At 72.1% G+C, this 20,534-nt stretch carries 20 protein-coding genes, 2 tRNA genes and 1 pseudogene; 9 read left to right on the forward strand and 14 right to left on the reverse strand.

Features of this window, described 5'->3' with window-relative positions; translation table 11 throughout:
* Nucleotides 1–123 precede the first annotated feature (123 nt).
* The 5 genes from ACR9ZK_RS13790 to ACR9ZK_RS13810 all read left to right on the forward strand — a co-directional run bounded on the left by ACR9ZK_RS13790 (nucleotide 124) and on the right by ACR9ZK_RS13810 (nucleotide 4,400).
* Nucleotides 124–891, forward strand: coding sequence for a DUF4129 domain-containing protein (locus tag ACR9ZK_RS13790; RefSeq protein ID WP_481342514.1), 768 nt, complete (start codon nucleotides 124–126; stop codon nucleotides 889–891).
* Entirely contained in the window at nucleotides 881–1,459 is a 579-nt protein-coding gene (locus tag ACR9ZK_RS13795) for a hypothetical protein (protein ID WP_481342515.1), read from the forward strand. The genes ACR9ZK_RS13790 and ACR9ZK_RS13795 overlap by 11 nt, the downstream gene beginning before the upstream one ends.
* A 73-nt stretch (nucleotides 1,460–1,532) precedes the next feature.
* On the forward strand, nucleotides 1,533–2,510 hold the full coding sequence (locus ACR9ZK_RS13800) for an AAA family ATPase (RefSeq protein WP_481342531.1): 978 nt from the start codon (nucleotides 1,533–1,535) through the stop codon (nucleotides 2,508–2,510).
* 4 nt (nucleotides 2,511–2,514) lie between these two features.
* Complete coding sequence (locus ACR9ZK_RS13805; RefSeq protein ID WP_481342516.1) at nucleotides 2,515–3,798, forward strand: DUF58 domain-containing protein; 1,284 nt, start codon at nucleotides 2,515–2,517, stop codon at nucleotides 3,796–3,798.
* A gap of 5 nt (nucleotides 3,799–3,803) precedes the next feature.
* Nucleotides 3,804–4,400 (forward strand): hypothetical protein, encoded by a 597-nt coding sequence (locus tag ACR9ZK_RS13810; RefSeq protein ID WP_481342517.1) that lies wholly within the window; start codon nucleotides 3,804–3,806, stop codon nucleotides 4,398–4,400.
* 8 nt (nucleotides 4,401–4,408) lie between these two features.
* On the opposite strand, the gene ACR9ZK_RS13815 is transcribed toward ACR9ZK_RS13810, so the two are convergent.
* Together ACR9ZK_RS13815 and clpX are read right to left on the reverse strand one after the other, a co-directional pair.
* Entirely contained in the window at nucleotides 4,409–5,053 is a 645-nt protein-coding gene (locus ACR9ZK_RS13815; RefSeq protein WP_481342518.1) for a hypothetical protein, read from the reverse strand.
* A gap of 96 nt (nucleotides 5,054–5,149) precedes the next feature.
* A complete protein-coding gene (gene clpX / locus ACR9ZK_RS13820; protein WP_481342519.1) occupies nucleotides 5,150–6,427 on the reverse strand; it encodes an ATP-dependent Clp protease ATP-binding subunit ClpX in 1,278 nt (425 codons plus the stop codon).
* Between the two features lie 913 nt (nucleotides 6,428–7,340).
* Here clpX and ACR9ZK_RS13825 point away from each other — a divergent pair.
* Entirely contained in the window at nucleotides 7,341–7,727 is a 387-nt protein-coding gene (locus ACR9ZK_RS13825; protein ID WP_481342520.1) for an endonuclease domain-containing protein, read from the forward strand.
* A gap of 146 nt (nucleotides 7,728–7,873) precedes the next feature.
* Here ACR9ZK_RS13825 and ACR9ZK_RS13830 read toward each other — a convergent pair whose 3' ends face one another.
* From ACR9ZK_RS13830 to tig, 5 genes are all read right to left on the reverse strand, one after another.
* The gene (locus tag ACR9ZK_RS13830; RefSeq protein ID WP_481342521.1) at nucleotides 7,874–8,128 is read right to left on the reverse strand and encodes an acyl-CoA-binding protein; all 255 of its coding nucleotides are present in this window, start codon (nucleotides 8,126–8,128) and stop codon (nucleotides 7,874–7,876) included.
* 104 nt (nucleotides 8,129–8,232) lie between these two features.
* Entirely contained in the window at nucleotides 8,233–8,886 is a 654-nt protein-coding gene (locus ACR9ZK_RS13835) for an ATP-dependent Clp protease proteolytic subunit (protein ID WP_481342522.1), read from the reverse strand.
* Between the two features lie 29 nt (nucleotides 8,887–8,915).
* Nucleotides 8,916–9,557 (reverse strand): ATP-dependent Clp protease proteolytic subunit, encoded by a 642-nt coding sequence (locus ACR9ZK_RS13840; RefSeq protein ID WP_076259080.1) that lies wholly within the window; start codon nucleotides 9,555–9,557, stop codon nucleotides 8,916–8,918.
* Between the two features lie 218 nt (nucleotides 9,558–9,775).
* Nucleotides 9,776–10,069 carry a hypothetical protein gene (locus ACR9ZK_RS13845; RefSeq protein ID WP_481342523.1) on the reverse strand — a complete coding sequence of 98 codons (294 nt, stop codon included), beginning with the start codon at nucleotides 10,067–10,069 and terminating at the stop codon, nucleotides 9,776–9,778.
* Between the two features lie 106 nt (nucleotides 10,070–10,175).
* Nucleotides 10,176–11,567: a trigger factor gene (tig, locus tag ACR9ZK_RS13850; protein WP_481342532.1), complete on the reverse strand. Its 1,392-nt coding sequence runs from the start codon at nucleotides 11,565–11,567 to the stop codon at nucleotides 10,176–10,178.
* 154 nt (nucleotides 11,568–11,721) lie between these two features.
* Between tig and ACR9ZK_RS13855 the strand changes: the two genes are divergently transcribed.
* On the forward strand, nucleotides 11,722–12,273 hold the full coding sequence (locus tag ACR9ZK_RS13855; protein ID WP_481342524.1) for a hypothetical protein: 552 nt from the start codon (nucleotides 11,722–11,724) through the stop codon (nucleotides 12,271–12,273).
* A gap of 29 nt (nucleotides 12,274–12,302) precedes the next feature.
* On the opposite strand, the gene ACR9ZK_RS13860 is transcribed toward ACR9ZK_RS13855, so the two are convergent.
* Both ACR9ZK_RS13860 and ACR9ZK_RS13865 read right to left on the reverse strand, forming a co-directional pair.
* Nucleotides 12,303–12,602, reverse strand: a complete 300-nt coding sequence (locus tag ACR9ZK_RS13860) for a DUF2087 domain-containing protein (RefSeq protein WP_481342525.1) — start codon at nucleotides 12,600–12,602, stop codon at nucleotides 12,303–12,305.
* A gap of 45 nt (nucleotides 12,603–12,647) precedes the next feature.
* Nucleotides 12,648–12,721, reverse strand: a tRNA-Gly gene (locus ACR9ZK_RS13865).
* A gap of 127 nt (nucleotides 12,722–12,848) precedes the next feature.
* Between ACR9ZK_RS13865 and ACR9ZK_RS13870 the strand changes: the two genes are divergently transcribed.
* Nucleotides 12,849–12,922: transfer RNA gene (locus ACR9ZK_RS13870), tRNA-Pro, on the forward strand.
* Between the two features lie 61 nt (nucleotides 12,923–12,983).
* Here the strand turns inward: ACR9ZK_RS13870 and ACR9ZK_RS13875 are convergent.
* The 5 genes and pseudogenes from ACR9ZK_RS13875 to ACR9ZK_RS13895 form a co-directional block, all read right to left on the reverse strand.
* Nucleotides 12,984–14,150, reverse strand: a pseudogene (locus ACR9ZK_RS13875) (IS481 family transposase); the annotation flags it as partial.
* Between the two features lie 312 nt (nucleotides 14,151–14,462).
* Nucleotides 14,463–15,215, reverse strand: a complete 753-nt coding sequence (gene trmB / locus ACR9ZK_RS13880; RefSeq protein ID WP_481342526.1) for a tRNA (guanosine(46)-N7)-methyltransferase TrmB — start codon at nucleotides 15,213–15,215, stop codon at nucleotides 14,463–14,465.
* A gap of 116 nt (nucleotides 15,216–15,331) precedes the next feature.
* Nucleotides 15,332–16,447: a PP2C family protein-serine/threonine phosphatase gene (locus ACR9ZK_RS13885; protein ID WP_481342527.1), complete on the reverse strand. Its 1,116-nt coding sequence runs from the start codon at nucleotides 16,445–16,447 to the stop codon at nucleotides 15,332–15,334.
* 45 nt (nucleotides 16,448–16,492) lie between these two features.
* Nucleotides 16,493–16,975 (reverse strand): ribose-5-phosphate isomerase, encoded by a 483-nt coding sequence (locus tag ACR9ZK_RS13890; RefSeq protein ID WP_481342528.1) that lies wholly within the window; start codon nucleotides 16,973–16,975, stop codon nucleotides 16,493–16,495.
* Between the two features lie 27 nt (nucleotides 16,976–17,002).
* Nucleotides 17,003–17,668 (reverse strand): mycothiol-dependent nitroreductase Rv2466c family protein, encoded by a 666-nt coding sequence (locus tag ACR9ZK_RS13895; protein ID WP_481342529.1) that lies wholly within the window; start codon nucleotides 17,666–17,668, stop codon nucleotides 17,003–17,005.
* A gap of 147 nt (nucleotides 17,669–17,815) precedes the next feature.
* On the opposite strand from ACR9ZK_RS13895, the gene pepN reads away from it, so the two are divergent.
* Nucleotides 17,816–20,377, forward strand: a complete 2,562-nt coding sequence (gene pepN, locus ACR9ZK_RS13900; protein ID WP_481342530.1) for an aminopeptidase N — start codon at nucleotides 17,816–17,818, stop codon at nucleotides 20,375–20,377.
* Nucleotides 20,378–20,534: the final 157 nt, after the last annotated feature.

The raw sequence follows: 20,534 nt of genomic DNA on the forward strand, positions 1-20,534 counted from the left end.
TCCGTCGTCGGCAGCGTCAGATGTGTATAAGAGACAGCCTCGGGCGCCCGCCACGTGTCAGGACGACAACGATCACCGGCGTCGCTCCCGTACGGACCGCGCCCGCGCAATAAGGTGGCCCGCATGTCGAGACGGGGGACGGTCGCTGCTGCCGCCGCCGGGGTCGTCGTCGCGGTCGCGCTGGTCGTCGCCGCGACGGGACCCTCGGTGCCGGTGCTGTCCCGGCCCGCCAGCACCGAGACGATCTCGGTGCTGCCGACGAGGTCCGTCGTGTCGGCCACGCCCTCCGACTCGGCCGGTACACCGACGACGGGCATCGTGCCGAGCACACCCTCACCGCTCTGGGGCCTGCTCGTGCAGGTCGTCATCGCCCTCGTCGCGCTCGTCGTGCTCGCGGCGCTGGCCCAGGTCGTCATCGCGCTGCTGCGACGGCCCCAGGTGCGTCGCCACGAGGAGCCTGGCTTCGAGGCGCCGACGGTGCCCGAGGAGCTGCTCGCGTCTGCCCGCTCCGGCATCGAGCTGCTGCTCACGGGCGAGCCGCGCAACGCCATCGTCGCGGCCTGGCTCAGCCTCGAGACCGCAGCCGCGGCCACCGGCCTGCCGCGCGACCCGGCCGAGACGTCCACCGAGTACACCGCCCGTGTCATCGGCACGTGGGCCGTCGACCCCGACCGGCTCGCCGACCTCGCGGCCCTCTACCGTGAGGCGCGCTTCTCGGTGCACGACCTCGGCGAGGCGCACCGCGACCGCGCCGTGGCCGACCTGCGCGTGCTGCACGCCGACCTCGAGCGGATCGCCGCGGCCCACACGTCCGGCCCGGCCGGTGCCGCCTCCGGTGCCGCCCCCAGGACCGCCTCAGAGGGGGCCGAGGGGGCCGACGGTGGCCGCTGACCTGCGCGGTGGACGCCACGCCGCACCCGGGTCCGGGTCGACGGTGGTGGTCGCCGGCCTGCGCGAGACGCTCGCGCCGTGGCGTCGGCGGATCCTGGCCGTGCTGCTCACCTGGCTCGGGTTCCTCGCCGTCACCGCCGTGCTCGGCCTGATGCCCGACGCGCCACGGGTGCTCACCGTGCTCGTCGCCGTCTTCGTCGTCGCCTGGCATGTCATCGACCACGTCGGCTCACTCGGGCGGACCGTGTGGCCCCTCGTCGACGGCGAGCTCGGCTCGGGCGGGCGGGGCAACGACTTCCGGGTCGCCAACCTGTCGGCGCGCCTGGAGGCGGCCAACACCCGCGGCGAGGGGCGCGAGGCCCTCGTCCACGACCTGCACGTGCAGCTGCAGCAGCTGGTCCGTGAGCGGCTCTACGCCCGGCACGGCCTCGTCGCCGAGGAGGAGCCGCGCTGGTCCGAGGGCGTCACGCCGCCCGAGCTGTGGGAGCTGCTCGTCGGCCTGCCCCCGGCCGACCTCTACCGTCCAGACAGGCTGGACCCGATCCTCCGACGAATCGAGCAGTGGTGAACCGATGACCGAGATCGACCCCCAGACGCCCCCGGTCGCAAAGGCCCCCGCGGACCCGCGCCGGGAGCCGTCGATGGACCTGGCGCGCGTCAGTGCGCTCAGTGCCGCGATCCTCGACGAGGTCGACCGGGTCGTCGTCGGCAAGCGCGAGTCCCTGACGCTCGTCCTCGCCGGGATCCTCGCCGGGGGCCACGTCCTCATGGAGGACTTCCCCGGCCTGGGCAAGACGCTCGCGGCCCGCAGCTTCGCCCAGACGCTCGGCCTGGAGTTCAAGCGCGCCCAGTTCACCCCGGACCTGTTGCCCGGCGACATCACCGGCTCCTTCGTCTTCGACCAGCGCGAACGGCAGTTCGAGTTCCGCCCGGGCCCGCTCTTCACGGGTCTGCTGCTCGCCGACGAGATCAACCGCACGCCGCCGAAGACGCAGGCCGCGCTGCTCGAGGCGATGCAGGAGAAGCAGGTGACGGTGGAGGGGCGCACCTTCCCGCTCCCTCGGCCCTTCCACGTGCTCGCGACGGCCAACCCCGTCGAGTACGAGGGCACCTACCCGCTGCCCGAGGCGCAGCTGGACCGCTTCCTCATGCGGGTCTCGTTCGGCTACCCGAGCCTCGACGAGGAGTGGCAGATCCTGTCCAACCGGATGGCCCGGCGTCAGGAGGAGCAGGAGCTGCCCGCGGTCGTCGGCCCGGAGGAGCTGCTCGCCATGCAGGCCGCCATCGAGGCGACCGTCGTCGACGAGTCGGTGGGCCGGTACTGCGTCGCGCTCACCGCGGCGACCCGCACCCACGGTGACGTGCTCATGGGCGCCTCCCCTCGCGGCGCCCTCGGCCTGCTGCTGTGTGCGCGCGCGTACGCCGTCATCGAGGGCCGCGACTACGTGACCCCCGAGGACGTCAAGGCCGTCGCCGTGCCCGTGCTCGCGCATCGCGTCACCGTCAAGCCGGAGCTGTGGATGAGCAACGTCAGCGGGGCCGCGCTCGTCGGCGGGCTGCTGCGCACGGTGCCGGCGCCGTCCGCGCGCGAGGGCGCCGGCCACCGGCCGGGAGCCTGAGCCCGTGCGCCCGCTCGGGTCGTGGGCCCCGACGGCGGCGCACCAGCGCGCGATCGTCCTCGCGGCCGCGTTCGCCGTCCTCGGCGTGCTGAGCCGTCACGCGGACCTGCTCGTCCTCGCGACCCCGCTCGCCGTGGCAGCCGTGTGGGGTCACCTCGCCCGTCCGCGCAGCGAGGTGAGCGCCTCGGCCCACCTGCAGACCAGCACCCTGCGCGAGGGCGAGGCGACGAACATCGTCGTCACCACCGACCCCGCCCTCCACGAGGCCCACGGGGTCGCCATGCTCGCGAGCGTGCCCTGGTTCGAGCGCAAGCCGTCGACCGGCATCGTGCCGCTCGACGACGGGCGGGCCGTCGTCGCGGTGCGCTCCACCCGGTGGGGGCGCCGACGCGTCGGGACGGTCAGCGTCGTCCTGTCCAGCCCGTGGGGCGCCTTCCGCGTCGGGCCCACCGACCTGCCCGACCTCGAGCTGGGCACGCTGCCGTTGCCCGCTCTCTTCGACGCGAGCGCGCCGACCCCGCACCCGCGCGGTGTCGTCGGGCTCAACCGCTCGAACCGGCCCGGGTCGGGCACGGAGTTCAACACCATCCGCCGGTTCCACCCGGGCGACCGGCTGCGTCGCATCCACTGGCCGGTCTCGACGCGCACCGGGGTCCTCCACGTCACCTCGACGTACACCGACGAGGACGCCCACGTCTTCCTCCTCGTCGACGCCTTCAGCGACCTCGGCCCGCGCGAGGGCATCGACGGGCGTCCGACCAGCCTCGACGTCACGGTCCGTGCCGCGGGCGCGATGAGCGAGCACTTCCTGTCGGGCAACGACCGGCTGACGCTGCGGACCGTCGGGGCCGCCCGGGTGCCGACGCTCGGAGTCGGCTCCGGCGTCCACCACCTGCGCCGCGTCCTCGAGACGCTCGCGGCGATCTCCCCGGCCACCGAGCGGCGTGACACCGGCGAGGCCGCCATCCGGGGCGTCGACCCGAACGCGCTGTGCCTCGTGCTGTCCCCGCTCGTCGAGCCCACGATGGTGACGATCGCCCACACCCTCGCCGCGCGAGGCCTGACGGTGGTCGTCGTCGACACCTTCCCGGACCATCTCACCGACCCCTCCGGCAACCCCTACGAGTCGACCGCGTGGCGGCTGCGGCTGCTGCAGCGCGAGGCGCAGGTGCACAGCCTGCGGCTGCGAGGCGTCCCCGTGGTCGCCTGGCGCGGGCCGGGCTCACTCGACCAGGTGCTGCGCGACATCGCCCGGCGTGCCCGCGCACCCCGGCTGGCGAGGCGGTGACCGGGATGGGTCGACCCTCCTCCACGACGCCGCCGAGCTCCGGGGCCTCCCACCCACCGCGGCGCTCCCGCTGGACCCTGCGCCTCGGCGGGCCGGAGTGGTCGGCCAGCCAGCTCGGGGTGGCCGTCGTCCACGTCCTCGGCGCGCTCGTCTACCTCGTGTCGCTGCACCGCGCGGCCGGCGGCTTCGAGGGGCTCTACTGGCTGCTCGCGCTCGTGCCGCTGCTGACCTTGTCGTGGGTCGGGTCGGCGCTGCCGCTCGCCTACTGGGGACTCATGCTGTTCGGCTGGTTCACCCTGACGCCCGAGGCCTCGTTCTCGTGGTGGAGCCTGCCCGCCGCGGCCGGAGTCGCGGTCGGGCACGCCGCCGCCGCCCTGGGCGCGTCGGTGCCGCCGGCCACCCAGCTCGATCGACCCGAGCTCCTCCGCTGGGCGAGGCGCACCGGGCTGGCGGCCGCTGCCGCGCTCCCGGTCGGGGCCCTCGCCGGGGTGCTCGCGGGCCGGGTCGGCGATGCCGCGCCGGCCGCGCTCGTCGTCGGCGTGCTCGGCCTGTCGGCCGGACTGCTCCTGCTGCGCACCGAGCCGCCTGCAGAGCCGAGCTGACCCGTCTGTCAGGCCGCCCCTGGCGGACCGGCCACGTCGTGGACCGCAGCCCACGGCACGTCCCAGCCGGCCAGCCGGAGCCGGCGCGTCACGAAGGCCTCGCGGGGCAGCCCGACGACGCGTCCGACCGACGGCTCGTAGACGTCGAGCCCGTCGGAGCCGGTCGCCGGCAGCGCGAGGACGACGTGCCGCGGCAGGGTCGGGCTGCCGATGTAGAGGACGGCCGGGCGTCCCAGGCCGACGGCGGACACGAGGTGGTCGTAGGCCCGTTCGAGCCGCGCACGTGACCCGAGCCGGAACCACTGGACCTGCCACCTGGCCCCGTGCGCCCCGGCCCCGAACCGCAGCTCGTTGCGGGCGCCCCACGGCGACGTGCCGAGCGAGCGCGGCCACGGCAGCTGCGGCCGCCCTCCCCCGCCGAACAGGCCGCCGGTGCGCCGGGCGACCACCTGCTCGTAGGCGGCGAAGCGCTCCGCCTCGGTGCCGCGGTCCATTGGGGCGTCCGGGTCGCGCGGGACCCCGAGGCGGATCCACTGCGCGAAGGCCGGGTCGACGAGCATCCGGGCCACCGTGAGCGAGGCGGACCCGCACGTCGTCGACGTCTGCTGGACGGGCGCCGGGTCACCGGAGCGCAGTCGGAACGGTGCGACCACGGGCGGTCAACCTCCCGTCGAGACCCGCGTCAAGGACCGGTGCGACGCCGCAGCCGGATGGCGGTGGCGGATGGCGGTGGCGGATGGCGGTGGCGGTCAGGCCGACTCCTTGCGCGGACGCTTGGCCCGCGGCTCGGCCTCCCGCCGGACGATCGTCGGGTTGACGTTGTCGAGGACGACCTCGCGCGTCACGACCACCCGGGCGATGCCGTCGTCGCTGGGCACGTCGAACATCACGGGCAGGAGGACCTCCTCCATGATGGCGCGCAGGCCACGGGCCCCGGTGCCACGCAGCAGCGCCTGGTCGGCGACCGCCTCGAGGGCGTCCTCGGTGAACTCGAGCTCGACCCCGTCGATCTCGAACATCTTCTGGTACTGCTTGACGAGCGCGTTGCGCGGGGCGGTCAGGATGTTGACGAGGGCCTGGCGGTCGAGCGGCGCGAGCGTCGTCAGGACGGGCAGGCGGCCGATGAACTCCGGGATGAGGCCGAACTTGAGCAGGTCCTCGGGCATGACGTCGGCGAAGCCGTCGGCGAGGTCCTTCGGGCTGTGCAGGGCGGCACCGAAGCCGAGACCCTTGCGCCCGACCCGCGACTCGATGAGCTTCTCGAGCCCGGCGAAGGCACCGCCGACGATGAACAGCACGTTCGTCGTGTCGATCTGGATGAACTCCTGGTGCGGGTGCTTGCGTCCACCCTGCGGCGGCACGCTCGCCGTCGTGCCCTCGAGGATCTTCAGGAGCGCCTGCTGCACGCCCTCACCCGACACGTCCCGCGTGATCGACGGGTTCTCGCTCTTGCGGGCGATCTTGTCGACCTCGTCGATGTAGATGATGCCCGTCTCGGCCTTCTTGACGTCGTAGTCGGCGGCCTGGATGAGCTTGAGCAGGATGTTCTCGACGTCCTCGCCGACGTAGCCGGCCTCGGTCAGCGCCGTGGCGTCCGCGATCGCGAACGGCACGTTGAGCATCTTGGCGAGGGTCTGGGCCAGGTAGGTCTTGCCGGAGCCGGTCGGGCCGATGAGCAGGATGTTGGACTTGGCGATGTCGACGTGCTCGTCGTCGCGCTTGGGGCCCTCACCGGCCTGGATGCGCTTGTAGTGGTTGTAGACGGCCACGGCGAGCGCCTTCTTGGCGGTGTCCTGACCGACGACGTAGTTCTGCAGGAAGTCGAAGATCTCACGCGGCTTGGGCAGGTGGTCCAGGCCCAGCTCGCTGTTCTCGGCGAGCTCCTCCTCGATGATCTCGTTGCAGAGGTCGATGCACTCGTCGCAGATGTACACCCCGGGTCCGGCGATGAGCTTCTTGACCTGCTTCTGGCTCTTTCCGCAGAACGAGCACTTGAGCAGGTCCCCGCCTTCTCCGATGCGTGCCACCGAATCACTCCTGGTCGCTCGACCTCGGGTGCCGGATGCGCCCGAGCGCCCCCGCTCGCCCACGGGGTCGCCTCCTATTAGACGACGGAGGACCCCACCCCCGCTCGCGCAACGCCGTTTGTCCGCTGATGGCTGACAAACGACGCACGTGTCAGTTGAACCGCGTTCCAGCCGAATCGGTGCAGGTCAGCGACCTGCGCGGCTCAGCCCACCGCGTCCGGCGCGTTCGTCGACGCGCGCCCGTCGACGGCCCACACCGGCTCACCGCAACAGGCGACCACCAGGCGCGCTGTGGGGCTGGATGCGACCGACCGACCGCGTCAAGCCGCCACGTGGCGCCGTGCCGCGTCCGAACAGACGCGTCGTCCCGAGTGCCGCCACGTGAGCCGCCACGCGAGCCCCTGCCGAGGGTGTGGATGAGGCACCCCGGGCGGGTCTGCTCTGCGCCGGCATCGGGCCATGTCCCCCGCAGCCGTGCCACCCCGGGGCCCGTTCCGGGTCACCACGAGCACCGACCCGGGCACCGGCCGACGCCACGTCGTCCCGCCGCCGGGCGTCCGCGCCTGGGACCTGCGCTCCAGCCGCTACCGACGCCTGCTCCGCGGCGTCTACGTGGCGACCTCGGAACCGGTCACGCCGGTCGTCCTCGCACGGGCCGGGCTCCTCGTCGCGGGCCCGGGCAGCGTGGCCTCGCACCACACCGCCGCACGGGTCTGGGGCGCCGTCGTCGACCTTCCTCGACCTGAGCGACGAGCTGGGCCTCGTCGACCTCGTCGTCGCGGGCGACTCGCTCGTCAAGGCAGGTGTCGTCACGCCCGAGCAGCTGGTCGAGGCGGCCGTCGCGTACCGCGGCAGGGCCCGGAGGCTGGCCCGGCGCGCCGCGTCGCTCGTGCGGGCCGAGGTGGACTCACCGATGGAGACGCGCGTGCGGATGCTCATGGTGCTGGCCGGTCTGCCGGAACCGGTCGTGAACCAGCGCATCCGGTGGCCGGACGGCCGGGTCCGCTTCCGCTTCGACCTGTCCTTCCCCGGCGCGCGGCTCGTCATCGAGTACGACGGCCGGCAGCACGCCGACTCCGACGAGCAGTGGGACCGCGACATCGACCGGCGGGAGTGGTTGGACAGTGACGGGTGGCGCATCGTCGTCGTGCGCTCCAAGGACGTCTACCGGACGCCGGCCCGCACGCTCAGCCGGATCGCGGCCGCGATGCGCGACCAGGGCATGCCCGTGCCGCGCCTGTCCGACGCGTGGCGGCTGCACTTCCCGAGCCTGCCGGAGGACCTCGCGGTCCCCGCCTGACCGCACCAGGTGGTCGGTTGTTTGCGGCGAGCGGCGCCAACCGGCCGCGACAACGCACCATGTGGTCGTGTGTTGCGGCGAGCGAGCCCGACCGGCCGCGACAACGCGCCACGTGGTCCGGTTCCGCGCGGGAAGGGCCGGACGCGTCAGGCGGAGGTGAGGTCGCGCACGATGGCGACGTACTGCTCCTCAGCGGCCTCGGGCGAGGTGCCGGACAGGCGCGCCCACGCGTCGTACTTGGCCCGGCCGACCGGGTTCATCATCCCGGGTCGCGAGCCGGTCACGTCACCCTGGGTCACCTGCTTGTACAGGCCGTAGAGCTTGAGCTTGACGTCGTTGCCGGGGTCGGCTGCCAGCCCCTTGACCGCCTCGACGGCCTGCTCGAACTCGGCACTCGCCATGACTGGACCTCCCACGCTCGACGTCAGGTCGGTCCCATCCAAGCAGGTGTGCCGTCGGGCCCGGTCGAGGGACCGGGCCCGACGGCACCGAGCGTCCTTCCGGGTCAGACCTCGAGCGAGGCCTTCCGGGAGGCGAGCACCTCGTCGATGAGGCCGTACTCCTTGGCGTCCTCGGCGGACAGGATCTTGTCGCGCTCGATGTCCTGGCGCACCTGCTCGGACGTGCGACCCGTGTGGTTGGCCAGTGTGTCCTCGAGCCAGGTGCGCATGCGCAGCACCTCGTTGGCCTGGATCTCGATGTCGGAGGCCTGGCCGTAGTCACCGCCGGAGAGCGCCGGCTGGTGGATGAGGATGCGGGAGTTCGGCAGGGCGAAACGCTTGCCCTGGGCACCCGCGCCCAGGAGGACGGCGGCGGCCGAGGCCGCCTGGCCGATGACGAACGTCTGGATGTCGGGCCGGACGAACTGCATCGTGTCGTAGATCGCGGTCATCGCGGTGAACGAGCCGCCGGGGCTGTTGATGTACATGAGGATGTCGCGGTCGGGGTCCAGCGACTCCAGGACGAGCAGCTGGGCGATGATGTCGTCGGCCGAGGCGTCGTCGACCTGCACCCCGAGGAAGATGATGCGGTCCTCGAAGAGCTTGTTGTAGGGGTCGGAGCGCTTCATCCCGTACGAGGTGCGCTCCTCGAACTGCGGGAGGATGTAACGGCTCGAGGGCTGCGGCACGGCGAGGCGGTTCGTGGGTTCGATCATCATGGTCTTCTCCAAAGTCCTTGCGGCCGCGGTCAGTTGGCGTCGGGCTTCGCGTCGGCCGAACCGACGCCGCGCCCCTCGACGGCCTGGTCGGAGCGGCTGAACACGTGGTCGACGAAGCCGTACTCCTTGGCCTCCTCCGCGCTGAACCAGCGGTCGCGGTCGGAGTCCTTCTCGATCTGGTCGACCGTCTGCCCGGTGTGCTCGGCGATGAGCTGGGCCATCTGCTTCTTGACGTAGAGCATCTGCTCGGCCTGGATCTTGATGTCCGTCGCCGTGCCGCCGATGCCGCCGGAGGGCTGGTGCATCATGACCCGCGCGTGCGGCGTCGCGTAGCGCTTGCCCTTCGTGCCGGCCGACAGGAGGAACTGGCCCATCGAGGCGGCCATGCCCATGGCGACGGTCGCGACGTCGTTGGGGATCCAGTTCATCGTGTCGAAGATGGCCATGCCGGCCGAGATGGACCCGCCGGGGCTGTTGATGTAGAGCCAGATGTCCTTCTCGGGGTCCTCGGCCGACAGCAGCAGCAGCTGGGCGGCGATGGCGTTCGCGTTGTCGTCGCGCACGTCGGACCCGAGGAAGATGATCCGCTCCTTGAGCAGGCGGTTGTAGATGTGGTCGTCCAGACCACCCGGCTGGCCGTTGCCGTTGGCGGAGATGTCCGAGTTCACCATGTCTCCATCGTCGAAGTTGTCCGGTCGCGGCGCCCACGCGACCCCCGTGAAGAGGGGTGACGCGGTCTGCGGCCGGCTCGTCACTGACCCTAACGCGCGCCCCCCTGGGCAGATTTCCCGAACCGCGCCCTGTTCGCCGTGAGCGCACAAACCTGAGCGCCCCCGGCGCAAGCCGCGGGCGCTCAGCCGGTCGCCTCAGGCGATCGTCCAGCGACGGGTCACTCGTTGAGGCCGTTGTCCTGTCCGGACTCGCCCGTGGCGCTGGCCTGGTCAGCCTGCTGGTCGACGACGTCCTGTGCGTCCTCGAGGGCGCCCTCGCGAGGCGTCTCGCGCGGGGTGCTGCCGTCGGCGTTGCCGCGGTCGACGTCCTCGTCCGTCGCGATGCCGCCGGGGCTGCCGTCGGACTCGCCGCTCGTCGTCGCCGACGTGCCCTCGCCACCGGAGCCGTCGGGGCGCTGGCTGTTGATGTCGCTGTCGGTCAGGCCGGTGTTGCTCTCGTCGTGGGTGCTCATGACCGTGACGTACCCATACTCCGCCGTCGTCGTCCGACGAGACCCGGGGACGACGAACGGCCGGCCCCGTGCGGGACCGGCCGTTCGTGCGACGGACGTGGACGGGTCAGGCGTCGGCCTTCTCCTCGGCGACCTCGGTGGCCTCGGTGGCCTCCGTGGCCTCGGTGGCCTCCGTGGCCTCGGTGGGCTCGGTGGGCTCGGCGACGGGTGCCTCATCCTCGTCACCCTCGGTGCCCGGGACGGCCTCGTTGAGGTCGACCGTGTTGCCGGCCGTGTCCTTGACGACGACCTTCTCCAGGACGGTGGCCAGGGCCTTGCGGCGCGCGACCTCGGCGACCATCGCCGGGATCTGGCCGTCCTTGTCGACCTGCTGGGCGAAGGCGTTGGGGTCCATGCCGTACTGCTGCGAGCTCATGACGAGGAACTCGATGAGCTCCTGCTGCTGGACCTGCACCTCCTCCTTCTCGGCGATGGCGTCGAGGAGGAGCTGGGTGCGCAGGCCCTTGCGGGTGCTCTCGTCGACCTCGGCCCGGTGCTCGTCGTCCTCGAGCCGCCCCTCGCCCTCGAGGTGGCTGTGCACCTCCGCCTCGACGACGCCCTCGGGCACCGGCACCTCGACCTTCTCGAGGAGCGCGTCGAGGAGCTTGTCGCGGGCCGCGACGCCCTGGGCGAACTTGGCGTCGATCTCCGCCTTCTGCGCGAGGTCGGCCTTGAGCTCCTCGAGGGTGTCGAACTCCGAGGCGAGCTGGGCGAACTCGTCGTCGAGCTCGGGCAGCTCGCGCTCCTTGACGGCGGTCACCGTGACGGTGCACTCGGCGTCCTGGCCCTCGCGGTCACCGCCGGCCAGCGGCGCCGTGAACGTCTTGGTCTCGTCGGCACTCATACCGACGAGCGCCTCGTCGAGACCGTCGAGCATGTTCTTGCTGCCGACCTCGTAGGAGACGCCCTTGACGGCGTCGATCTCCTCGCCGTCGATCTGGGCGGACAGGTCGATGGAGACGAAGTCGCCGTCCTGGACCGCGCGCTCGACGCCGGTGAGGGTGCCGAACCGGGCGCGGAGGTCGTCGAGGCGCTTGGTGACGTCGTCGTCGGACACGGTGGCCTCGTCGACGGTCAGCTCGATGTCGGAGAAGTCGGGCAGCTCGATCTCGGGGCGCTTGTCGACCTCGGCGGTGAAGCTGAGGTCCTCACCGTCGGTCGAGGGCACCTTGAGGTCGGTGATCTCCGGCTGGCCGAGGGGGCGGACCTCGTTGGCCTCGAGGGCCTGGCCGTAGAAGGTCGGCAGCGCGTTGTTGACGGCCTCCTCGAGGACTGCGGCACGGCCGACGCGCTGCTCGATGATGCGCGCGGGGACCTTGCCCTTGCGGAAGCCGGGGACCTGGATGTGCTCGCCGATGTGCTTGATGGCCGCATCGAGGCTCGGCTTGAGCTCCTCGAACGGGACCTCGACGGTCATCTTGACCCGGGTCGGGCTGAGGGTCTCGAGGGCACTCTTCACTGCGGGGTACTCCATCTTGGGCGGTTGGGGGTCGGCGCTCTCGATGGTGGCGCCGACGCTGGACAGGGAACCGACGCACCATGCTATCGGCCGCACGACGGATGGCTAAATGCGCCGACGGCGGCCCCGCTACGCTCGCCTATGCTCGGGGCCCATGAGCGAGTCGCCGCACCCCTCGCCCGGCCCATCTGACCCGGTGGGTCCGGCGGCGTCCGGCACCCTCGCGGCGCTGCGGCCGGTGCAGATGGTCGCCGGGATGGTCGGCATCGGTGCCCTGATGCTCTCGGCGGTCCGCGTCCTCGTCGACCCTGCCGGGTCGATGCCGTCGTGGACCGCGGTCGCGGTGGTGCTCGTCGTCCTCGTCGGCTCGGCCGTGCTGGTGCGCCGGTTCGGCTACACGGTCCCGGCCCTGCCCGCGGACCTGCCGCGCGAGAACGCGGAGGCCACGAGTCTCCGGTACTTCACGTCGACGACGATCCTGCGCACGGCCTTCGCCGAGGCCCCGGTGCTGGTCGCGTTCGCGGCCTCGTTCGCGTTCACGCCGCGCACGTGGGTCACCCTGCTCGTCGCGCTGCCGGGCGGCCTCGCGCTCTTCTGGCTGCACGCCTGGCCCTCGCCCCGGACCGCCGCCGTCGTGGAGAGGGGCCTCGAGGCCGAGGGGGCCGAGTCCTACCTGTCCGAGGCGCTGGGCTTCCGGGCCGGCTGACGCGTCCGGGACGCAGGCTCCGGCTCGACTCAGTCGGCGACGGTGCCCCCGCTGCGCCAGTACCGGCCGTCGGTGCGGTCGAGGAAACCCTCCTCGACGAGGTAGCGGCGCAGGGCGGCGACGTCGGGGTGGTAGCGGCGCAGCGTGTTGTTGACGTCGGTCTCGTCGTAGCGGCGCCCCGGCTCGAAGTGCTGGGCCAGGTGGTCGAGGACCACGAGGCGCTTGCGGATCTTCGTGGGGATGGCGGTCAGCGAGCCGTCTGAGGCGAGGAAGGCGCGCAGGACGGCGTCACGGTCGCGCAGGGCGTCCTGCAGGTCGGGGCGGTGCACCGGCCCACGGTAGGCACCGGCCGAGGCCGCGTGCCACTGGCTTTCTGGAGCGGGCGACGAGAATCGAACTCGCGTAATCAGTTTGGAAGACTGAGGCTCTACCATTGAGCTACGCCCGCAGGAGCGCTGGTCGTGGCGGCATGCCGTCGCCGACCGGGTGATCCGAGGCGCTAGCCTACTGGTTCGCGTCCGGTCCGCCGAAATCGACCCGCTGCCAGCGGGTTCGTCGCGTCCGGCGGGCGCGAACGGGGCATGGCGCAGCTTGGTAGCGCGTCCGCTTTGGGAGCGGAAGGTCGCAGGTTCGAATCCTGTTGCCCCGACGTTGTGATGTCTCAGGACATCGGCGACAGTGGCCCTACGGAAACGTAGGGCCACTGTTGTTTTGTCGGGGTGTTGTGGCTGGTAGTCGCGGGTGGGGTCGAGGGTGAGCTCGCGCAGGATCTCGCCGGTGGCGGTGTCCACGATGGTGATGTCGAGGTCGTGGACCAGGAGCCGGACGTAGGTTCCGGCGTGGGTCCGGCCGATGCCGATGTGGTGCAGGCGGCCGTGGTGGCGCAGGGTGAGGTTGCCGGTCTTGGAGACGCGGTCTTCGCGGACGCGGTCGTGGGTGTCGCTGCTGCGGTCGCCGGGGGTGGCTTTGGGTCGTGCCGTGTAGGCGGCGGCCGGGGTGGCGCGGTGTGGCAGCGATCGGTGGGGTCGGTGGTGGTTGTACTGCTCGGTGAAGGTGTCCAGCAGGGTTTGCAGCTGGGCGATGGTGGTGGGCTGGGCGGGTTGGGCGCGGAGCCAGTTCTTGAGGGTCTGTCGGAAGCGTTCGACCTTGCCGCAGGTGGTGGGGTGGTTCGGGCGGGAGTTCTTCTGGGTGATCCCGAGCCGGCGCAGCTCGGCCTCGAGGCGGGTCCGCCCGCCGCGGCCGCCGGCGAACCGGACGGTGTAGACCATGCCGTTGTCGGTCAGGGTGGAGGCCGGGTAGCCGTGCTGGGCTGCGGCGTGGGTGAAGGTGTCCAGCACGATCGGGGCGGTGATCCGGCGGTGGGCGCTGACGTGCAGCGCCATCCGGGAGTGGTCATCGAGCCAGGTGATGATCTCGACGTCCACTGCGGTGCGGAGGCGGTAGTGGGTGAAGTCGGACTGCCAGGTCTCGTTGGGCTGGTCGGCCTCGAAGCGGATGTAGGAGGACTTGGGTCGCTTGCTCGGATCCGGGGTGACCGTGGCGTGGCGCACCAGGATCCGGTGGGCCGTGGCACGGGAGATGACGACCTGGTGGTGGCGGCGCAGGTGCCAGCACAGTGTGGCGGCGCCGGCGTCGAGGCCGGCGTCGGTCAGTTCCTTGCGTAACCGCAGCACGAGCTCGACGGTCGCGCCGTCGATGGCGTTGGGGCTGGTCAGGGGGCGACGCACCCTGGGCTCGAACGCGGCCTCCCCCTCGGCGTCGTAGCGGGCCTTGAGGCGGTACACCCAGGAACGGTGCACGCCGTATCGAGCGGCCACCTCGGACACCGTCTGACCCTCGGTGAGCAGGGCCGTGATCACCAGTCGCGCCTTTGACATGGCTGAGCATCAGCAACCGCCCGTGGTGTCGCTGATCACCTGAGACAGGGTGTCGCCGATGTCTCGAGACATGTGTCGCGGATGTCCTGAGCCAGCACACTGTTGCCCCGACGTCACGAAGGGCCGGGCGGGAAGCGACGGAGTCGCTCAGCCCGGCCTTTCGTTCGCCGGGGCACGAGGATGCAGGGAGGTCGAGCGGCCGCGGCGAGGAACGAGCCGCGGCGGAGAGGCCGGCGTCCTGGTGCCGCGACCGAAGGTCCCTCCGACAGGGAGGAGCGAGGCACGAGCGACGGCGTCCGGTCGTCCCGGGCGTCAGGCGGGCAGCAGGTCGAGGCGCAGCTCGTTGATGGTGCGCCCGGCGCGCACGCCCTTGGCCTCGAAGCCGTCGGCCGGCCGCCAGGAGGGGCGCTCGACGCGTCGGGCGGTGAAGCGCGGGTGGGCGCCGGCCTCCTCCAGGACGTGCTGGGCGTAGAAGTCCTGGTCGGTGGCGACGAGGACGTGGCCGCCGGGCTTGAGGACGCGGGCGAGCAGGTCGAGGTTGGTCGGGCTGACGAACCGTCGCTTGGTGTGCTTCTTCTTGCGCCAGGGGTCGGGGAAGAACAGGTGCACGGCGTCGAAGACGGCATCCCCGACGCGCTCCTCGAGGAAGAGGACGGCATCGCCCACCTCCACGCGCAGGTTGGGCACTCCGGCCGCCTCGGCGTCGGCCAGCATCCGGGCGATGCCGGGCGTGTGCACGTCCATGGCGAGCAGGTCGTGCTCGGGGTGGGTCCGGGCGTAGGCGATGGCGGCGTGCCCGTGGCCGCAGCCGATCTCGAGCACGACGGGGGCGACGCGGCCGAAGGCTGCGACGGGGTCGAAGGCGCCGGGCGGCAGGGCACGAGCCGGCGCGAGCGTCTGCATGCGTTCGAGCGTCAGCGACGAGAGGCGCCCGCGCCGCACGAAGCTGCGCACCCGCGCCGGGGTGACGCCCTCGGGCAGGTCCGGGACCTCGTGCACCCTGCGGCGTGCAGCGGTCTGCTCGTCGGGATGCCCGTCGCGATTCTCGTCGGGATGCTCGTCCACGCGGGCATCGTAGTGACGCGGAGCCGAGGCCCCGAATCCCGCCGCGTTCCGCTGTCGCGTTCCGCAGTCAGGAGCTGGGCCGGGCCGGCTGCCGCACCGTCTCCCCCGCGGACGCGTCAGCTGCGCCAGATGGTCACGACGGCGCGGTCGTCGCCCAGACCCGCGGCGGCGTGGTCGCACAGCCGTTGGGCCAGGCCCTCGAAGCCGGTCCGGATGAACGACTCGGCCCGGCCGAGCATGCGGTCGATGCCGTCGACGAGCGCCTTGTCACGCGCCTCGATGACACCGTCGCTGTAGAGGACGAGGGCGTCGCCGCGACGGATGGTGCCCGACTCGCGGGGGTACTGCGCCTGCTCGATGACGCCGAGCAGCGGCCCGCGCCCCCCGTTGAGCATCCGCCAGCGGCCGGACCCGGCGGCGAACTGGGCCGCAGCCGGGTGCCCGGCGTAGCCGATGGTGAAGTTGCCGGTCTCCAGGTCGACGGCGACGTGCACGGCGGTCGCGAAGCCCTCGGGCCAGCGCAGCCGGAGCAGGTGGTTGTTGGCCGACTGGAGGAACGCCCGGTCGCTCATCTCGCCGAGCAGGCCGCCCAGCGCCCCGGACAGCAGCAGCGAGCGGGTCCCGGCCTCCCGGCCCTTGCCCGAGACGTCGACGAGGGCGACCTCGAGGGTGCGGCCGTCGGTCGACCTCGTCGCCACGACGAAGTCACCGGCGAACCCGTCGCCGTAGGCCGACTCGAGGGCGACCTCGGCGTGCCACGTCGGCGGCAGCTGCGGCAGCTCGCCCTGGGCACGGAGCCGGTCGCGCATGTCGACGAGCATCGACTCGCCGCTGACCCCGACGACGCCCACCTGGGCGCGTGCGTGCGAGAGCCAGAGCATGAGCAGCATCGTCGCCGCGGTGACGATCTGCGAACCGGTCGTGGACGGCTTGTTGCCGCCGAGGTACACCCCGACGATCGCCATGCTGAGGAAGAGGCCGATGAACACGACGAGGAGGAACCGCGGCTCGAGGAAGAGCCCGGCTGCGACGACGAGGAGGCAGTAGACGCTCCAGGGCACGGCGTCGCGCCAGACGTAGATGGAGCTCGTGGCGAGGACGCCGAGCACGAGGAAGATGCCGACGATGACCCACGGGGCGCGCGACAGCCACGGACCGAGGTGCGTGAGGCGTCGGATCGGTCCGGCAGCGTAGCCGGAGCGGCGAGAGACGATGCTCTCGTTGGTCGCCACGTGCCTCCCTTGCTGGGCTGGAGGGGAGCCGGCCCGGGCGTCAGCTCACGACGCGTCCGAGTCCGGCAGCGCCGGCAAGTCCCCCGTGTTCTCGTACGCGGAAACCATACCTAGACGACGGGCGTGACGCTCCTCATTCGAGAAGTTCGTCCCGACGAAGGTGTCGACGATGGCGATGGCGGTCTCGACCGGGGTGAAGCGCGCGCCGATCGAGACGACCTGGGCGTCGTTGTGCTCGCGGGCCAGGCTCGCCAGCTCGGTGGAGTAGGCGAGCGCGGCGCGGATGCCGCTCACCTTGTTGGCCGCGATCTGCTCACCGTTGCCGGAGCCCCCCAGCACGACGCCGAGCGAACCCGCCTCGGCCGCAACGGCCTCCGCGGCCCGCAGCACGAACACCGGGTAGTCGTCCTGCGCGTCGTAGGCGGACGGACCGTGGTCGACGACGTCGTGGCCGGCGTCGCGCAGGTGGGTCAGGAGGGCCTGGTGGAGCTCGTAGGCCGCGTGGTCGCCGCCGATGTGGATGCGCATGTCCGTCCTTGGGTGCGTCGGGTCGGGTCAGTCGAGGATCGGGCCGAGCGTACGGGTGCGTTTGAGCTCGAAGAAACCCGGTGTCGACGCGACGAGCACGCAACCGTCCCAGAGGCGCACGGCGTCCTCGCCCTTCGGTGCGGGCGTCACGACGGGTCCGAAGAACGCGACACCGCCCACCGAGATGATCGGCGTGCCGACCTCGGTGCCGACGAGGCTGATGCCCCGCTTGTGGCTGCGGTGCAGCGCCGCGTCGAACTTCTTGTGGTGGGCCTCCTTGGCGAGCGCCGCCGGCAGGCCGACCTCCTCGAGCGACTCGCGGATGACGACGTCGAAGTCGCTCATCTTCCGCAGGTGGATCCGGGTGCCCATGGCGTCGTAGAGGGGCTTGACGACGGTGTCGCCGTGGGCCTCCGCGGCCGCGATGATGACGCGGACCGGGCCCCAGGCCTCGTCCATGCGCGCCCGGTAGGCGGCGTCGAGGTCGTGCCGGTGCTCGTTGAGGACCGCGAGGCTCATGACCGACCACGTGACCTCGAGGTCGCGCAGCCGCTGGACCTCCATGAGCCAGCGCGACGTCATCCAGGCCCACGGGCAGATCGGGTCGAACCACATCTCGACGGCCCGGCTCGCGCCGGCGTCGGTGTGCGAGGAGGAGGCCGCGGTCGAGGGTGAGGGGGACGCCTGCGTCATGGGGCCCATCCTCGCACCCGTCGTCGCGGGGCCGAAGAGCGGTGGCGGTCGGGTGGGACCTCCGTGCGAGGATGTCCGGGCGACGGGGCCGTCCGACCGGTGCCGCCTGCGTCGCAGCCACGCACTTCGTCCCCAGGAGGTCCCCTCGTGCCCGGCAAGAACCTGACCCGCGAGGAGGCGGCCACCCGCGCCGCGGTCCTGCGGGTCGACAGCTACGACGTCCGTCTCGACCTCACCACGGGTCCCGAGACGTTCCGCACGGTCACGACGGCGCGCTTCTCCTGCGCCGAGCCCGGCACCGACACGTTCATCGACCTCATCGCCGACTCGGTCGAGCGCGTCACCCTCAACGGCGCCGACCTCGACCCGGCCGAGCTGTTCGCCGACTCCCGGGTCGCGCTGCCCGGCCTGGCCGCCGACAACGAGCTGACGATCGAGGCGACGGGCCGCTACACGAACACCGGCGAGGGGCTGCACCGCTTCGTCGACCCCGTCGACAACGAGGTGTACCTCTACACCCAGTTCGAGGTGCCCGACTCCCGCCGCATGTACGCGGTCTTCGAGCAGCCCGACCTCAAGGCCTCCTTCTCCTTCACCGTGACGGCTCCCGCGCACTGGAAGGTCATCTCCAACTCCCCGACGCCGCACCCCGAGCCCGCCGGCGTCGCCGACGGCGTCGAGAGGGCCACGTGGTCCTTCGCCCCGACGCCGCGCATCTCCTCCTACATCACCGCGCTCATCGCCGGCCCGTACGACGAGGTGCGCGACGAGGTGCAGACGCGGCGCGGAACGGTGCCCCTCGGCGTCTTCTGCCGCAGGTCGCTGACCCAGCACCTCGACGCCGACAACCTCTTCGACTGCACCAAGAAGGGCTTCGCGTTCTTCGAGTCCGAGTTCGACCAGCCGTACCCGTTCGAGAAGTACGACCAGGTCTTCACGCCCGAGTACAACATGGGCGCGATGGAGAACGCCGGGGCCGTGACGTTCACGGAGGTCTACGTCTTCCGCTCCAAGGTGAGCGAGGCCAAGGTCGAGCGCCGCGCCCTGACCATCCTGCACGAGCTGGCCCACATGTGGTTCGGCAACCTCGTGACGATGAAGTGGTGGGACGACCTCTGGCTCAACGAGTCGTTCGCCGAGTGGGCCTCGACGACGTGCCAGGCCGAGGCCACCGAGTGGACGAGCGCCTGGACGACCTTCGGCACGGCCGAGAAGGCCTGGGCCTACACCCAGGACCAGCTCTCCTCGACGCACCCCATCGCCGCCGACATGCGCCACCTCGAGGACGTCGAGGTCAACTTCGACGGCATCACGTACGCCAAGGGCGCCTCGGTGCTCAAGCAGCTCGTGGCCTACGTCGGCCGCGAGCCGTTCGTCACCGCGCTGCGCGCGTACTTCCGCAAGCACGCGTGGGGCAACACGACGCTCGCCGACCTCCTCGGCGAGCTCGAGGCCGCCTCGGGCCGCGAGCTGACCGAGTGGAGCAAGCTGTGGCTCGAGACGGCGGGCGTCAACACGCTGCGCCCCTCGTTCGAGGTCGACGCGGAGGGCCGGTACACGGCGTTCGCCGTCGAGCAGACCGCCGCCGAGGAGCACCCGACGCTGCGGCCGCACCGCCTCGGCATCGGCCTCTACGCCGTCCAGGGCGACAGCCTCGTGCGCACCGCCTACCACGAGGTCGACGTCGCCGGGGAGCGCACCGACCTCGCCGAGCTCGTCGGTGTCGCGCAGCCGGACCTGCTGCTGCTCAACGACGACGACCTCGCCTACGCCAAGATCCGCCTCGACGAGCGGTCGCTGGCCACGGCGCTGGCCCACCCGCGTGGTTTCGGCGACTCGCTGCCGCGCTCGCTCGTCCTCGGCGCGACGTGGGACATGACCCGCGACGCCGAGATGCCCGCCCGCGACTTCGTGCGGTTCGTCCTCGAGACGCTGCCCGGCGAGAGCGACTCGACGCTGCTGCGCGTGCTGCTCGGCCAGATCGTCCAGTCGACCCGCCTCTACGTCGCGCCCGAGCACCGCGCCGAGACCTCCGCGCTGCTCAGCAGCTCGCTGCGGGCCCTGGCCGAGTCGGCCGAGCCGGGCAGCGACGCCCAGTTCCAGCTCGTCGAGGCGTGGGCCAACACGACCGCCGACGCCTCCGACGTCGACCGGTTCCGGGCGCTGCTCGCCGGCGACGCGTTCCTGCCGGGCCTGGGCGTCGACACCGAGCTGCGCTGGACGTTCGTCCGCGCCCTCGCCGCGCTCGGCGTCGCCACGGATGCCGAGCTCGAGGCAGAGCTCGACCGCGACCCGACCGCCACGGGCCGGGAGCGGCACGCCGAGGCCCTCGCGGCCCGCCCCACCGCCGAGGCCAAGGCCGACGCGTGGGCCAAGGCCGTCGAGCAGAACGTCCTGTCCAACCAGATGGTCGAGGCCGTGGCCGCCGGCTTCCGCCGCAGCATCGACCTGTCGCTCCTCGAGCCGTACGTGGCGCGGTACCACGAGATGCTCGTCGACGCGTGGGCCGCACGCAGCGTCGCGATCGGCGAGCGGGTGGTCGGCGGGTTCTACCCGTTCGCGCTGGCCAGCACCGAGCTCCTCGCGGCCTCGGACGCGTGGCTCGACGCGCACCGCGACGCCCCGGCCGGCCTCGTGCGCACCGTCGCCGAGAACCGCGACACCATCGCCCGCGCCCTGCGCGCCCAGGAGGCGGACCGCCGGGCCTGAGGCCGCCGGCATCGAGCGCCCGTCCGCCCTGTCCCGGGTCTGTCTCTTATACACATCTCCGAGCCCACGAGACGGAGCTACATCTGGTGGGCGGGTTTTTGTTTGGGGGGGGGGGGGGGGGGGGGGGGGGGGGGGGGGGGGGGGGGGGGGGGGGGGG

It is taken from the genome of Monashia sp. HAY1-5C, assembly GCF_056755255.1.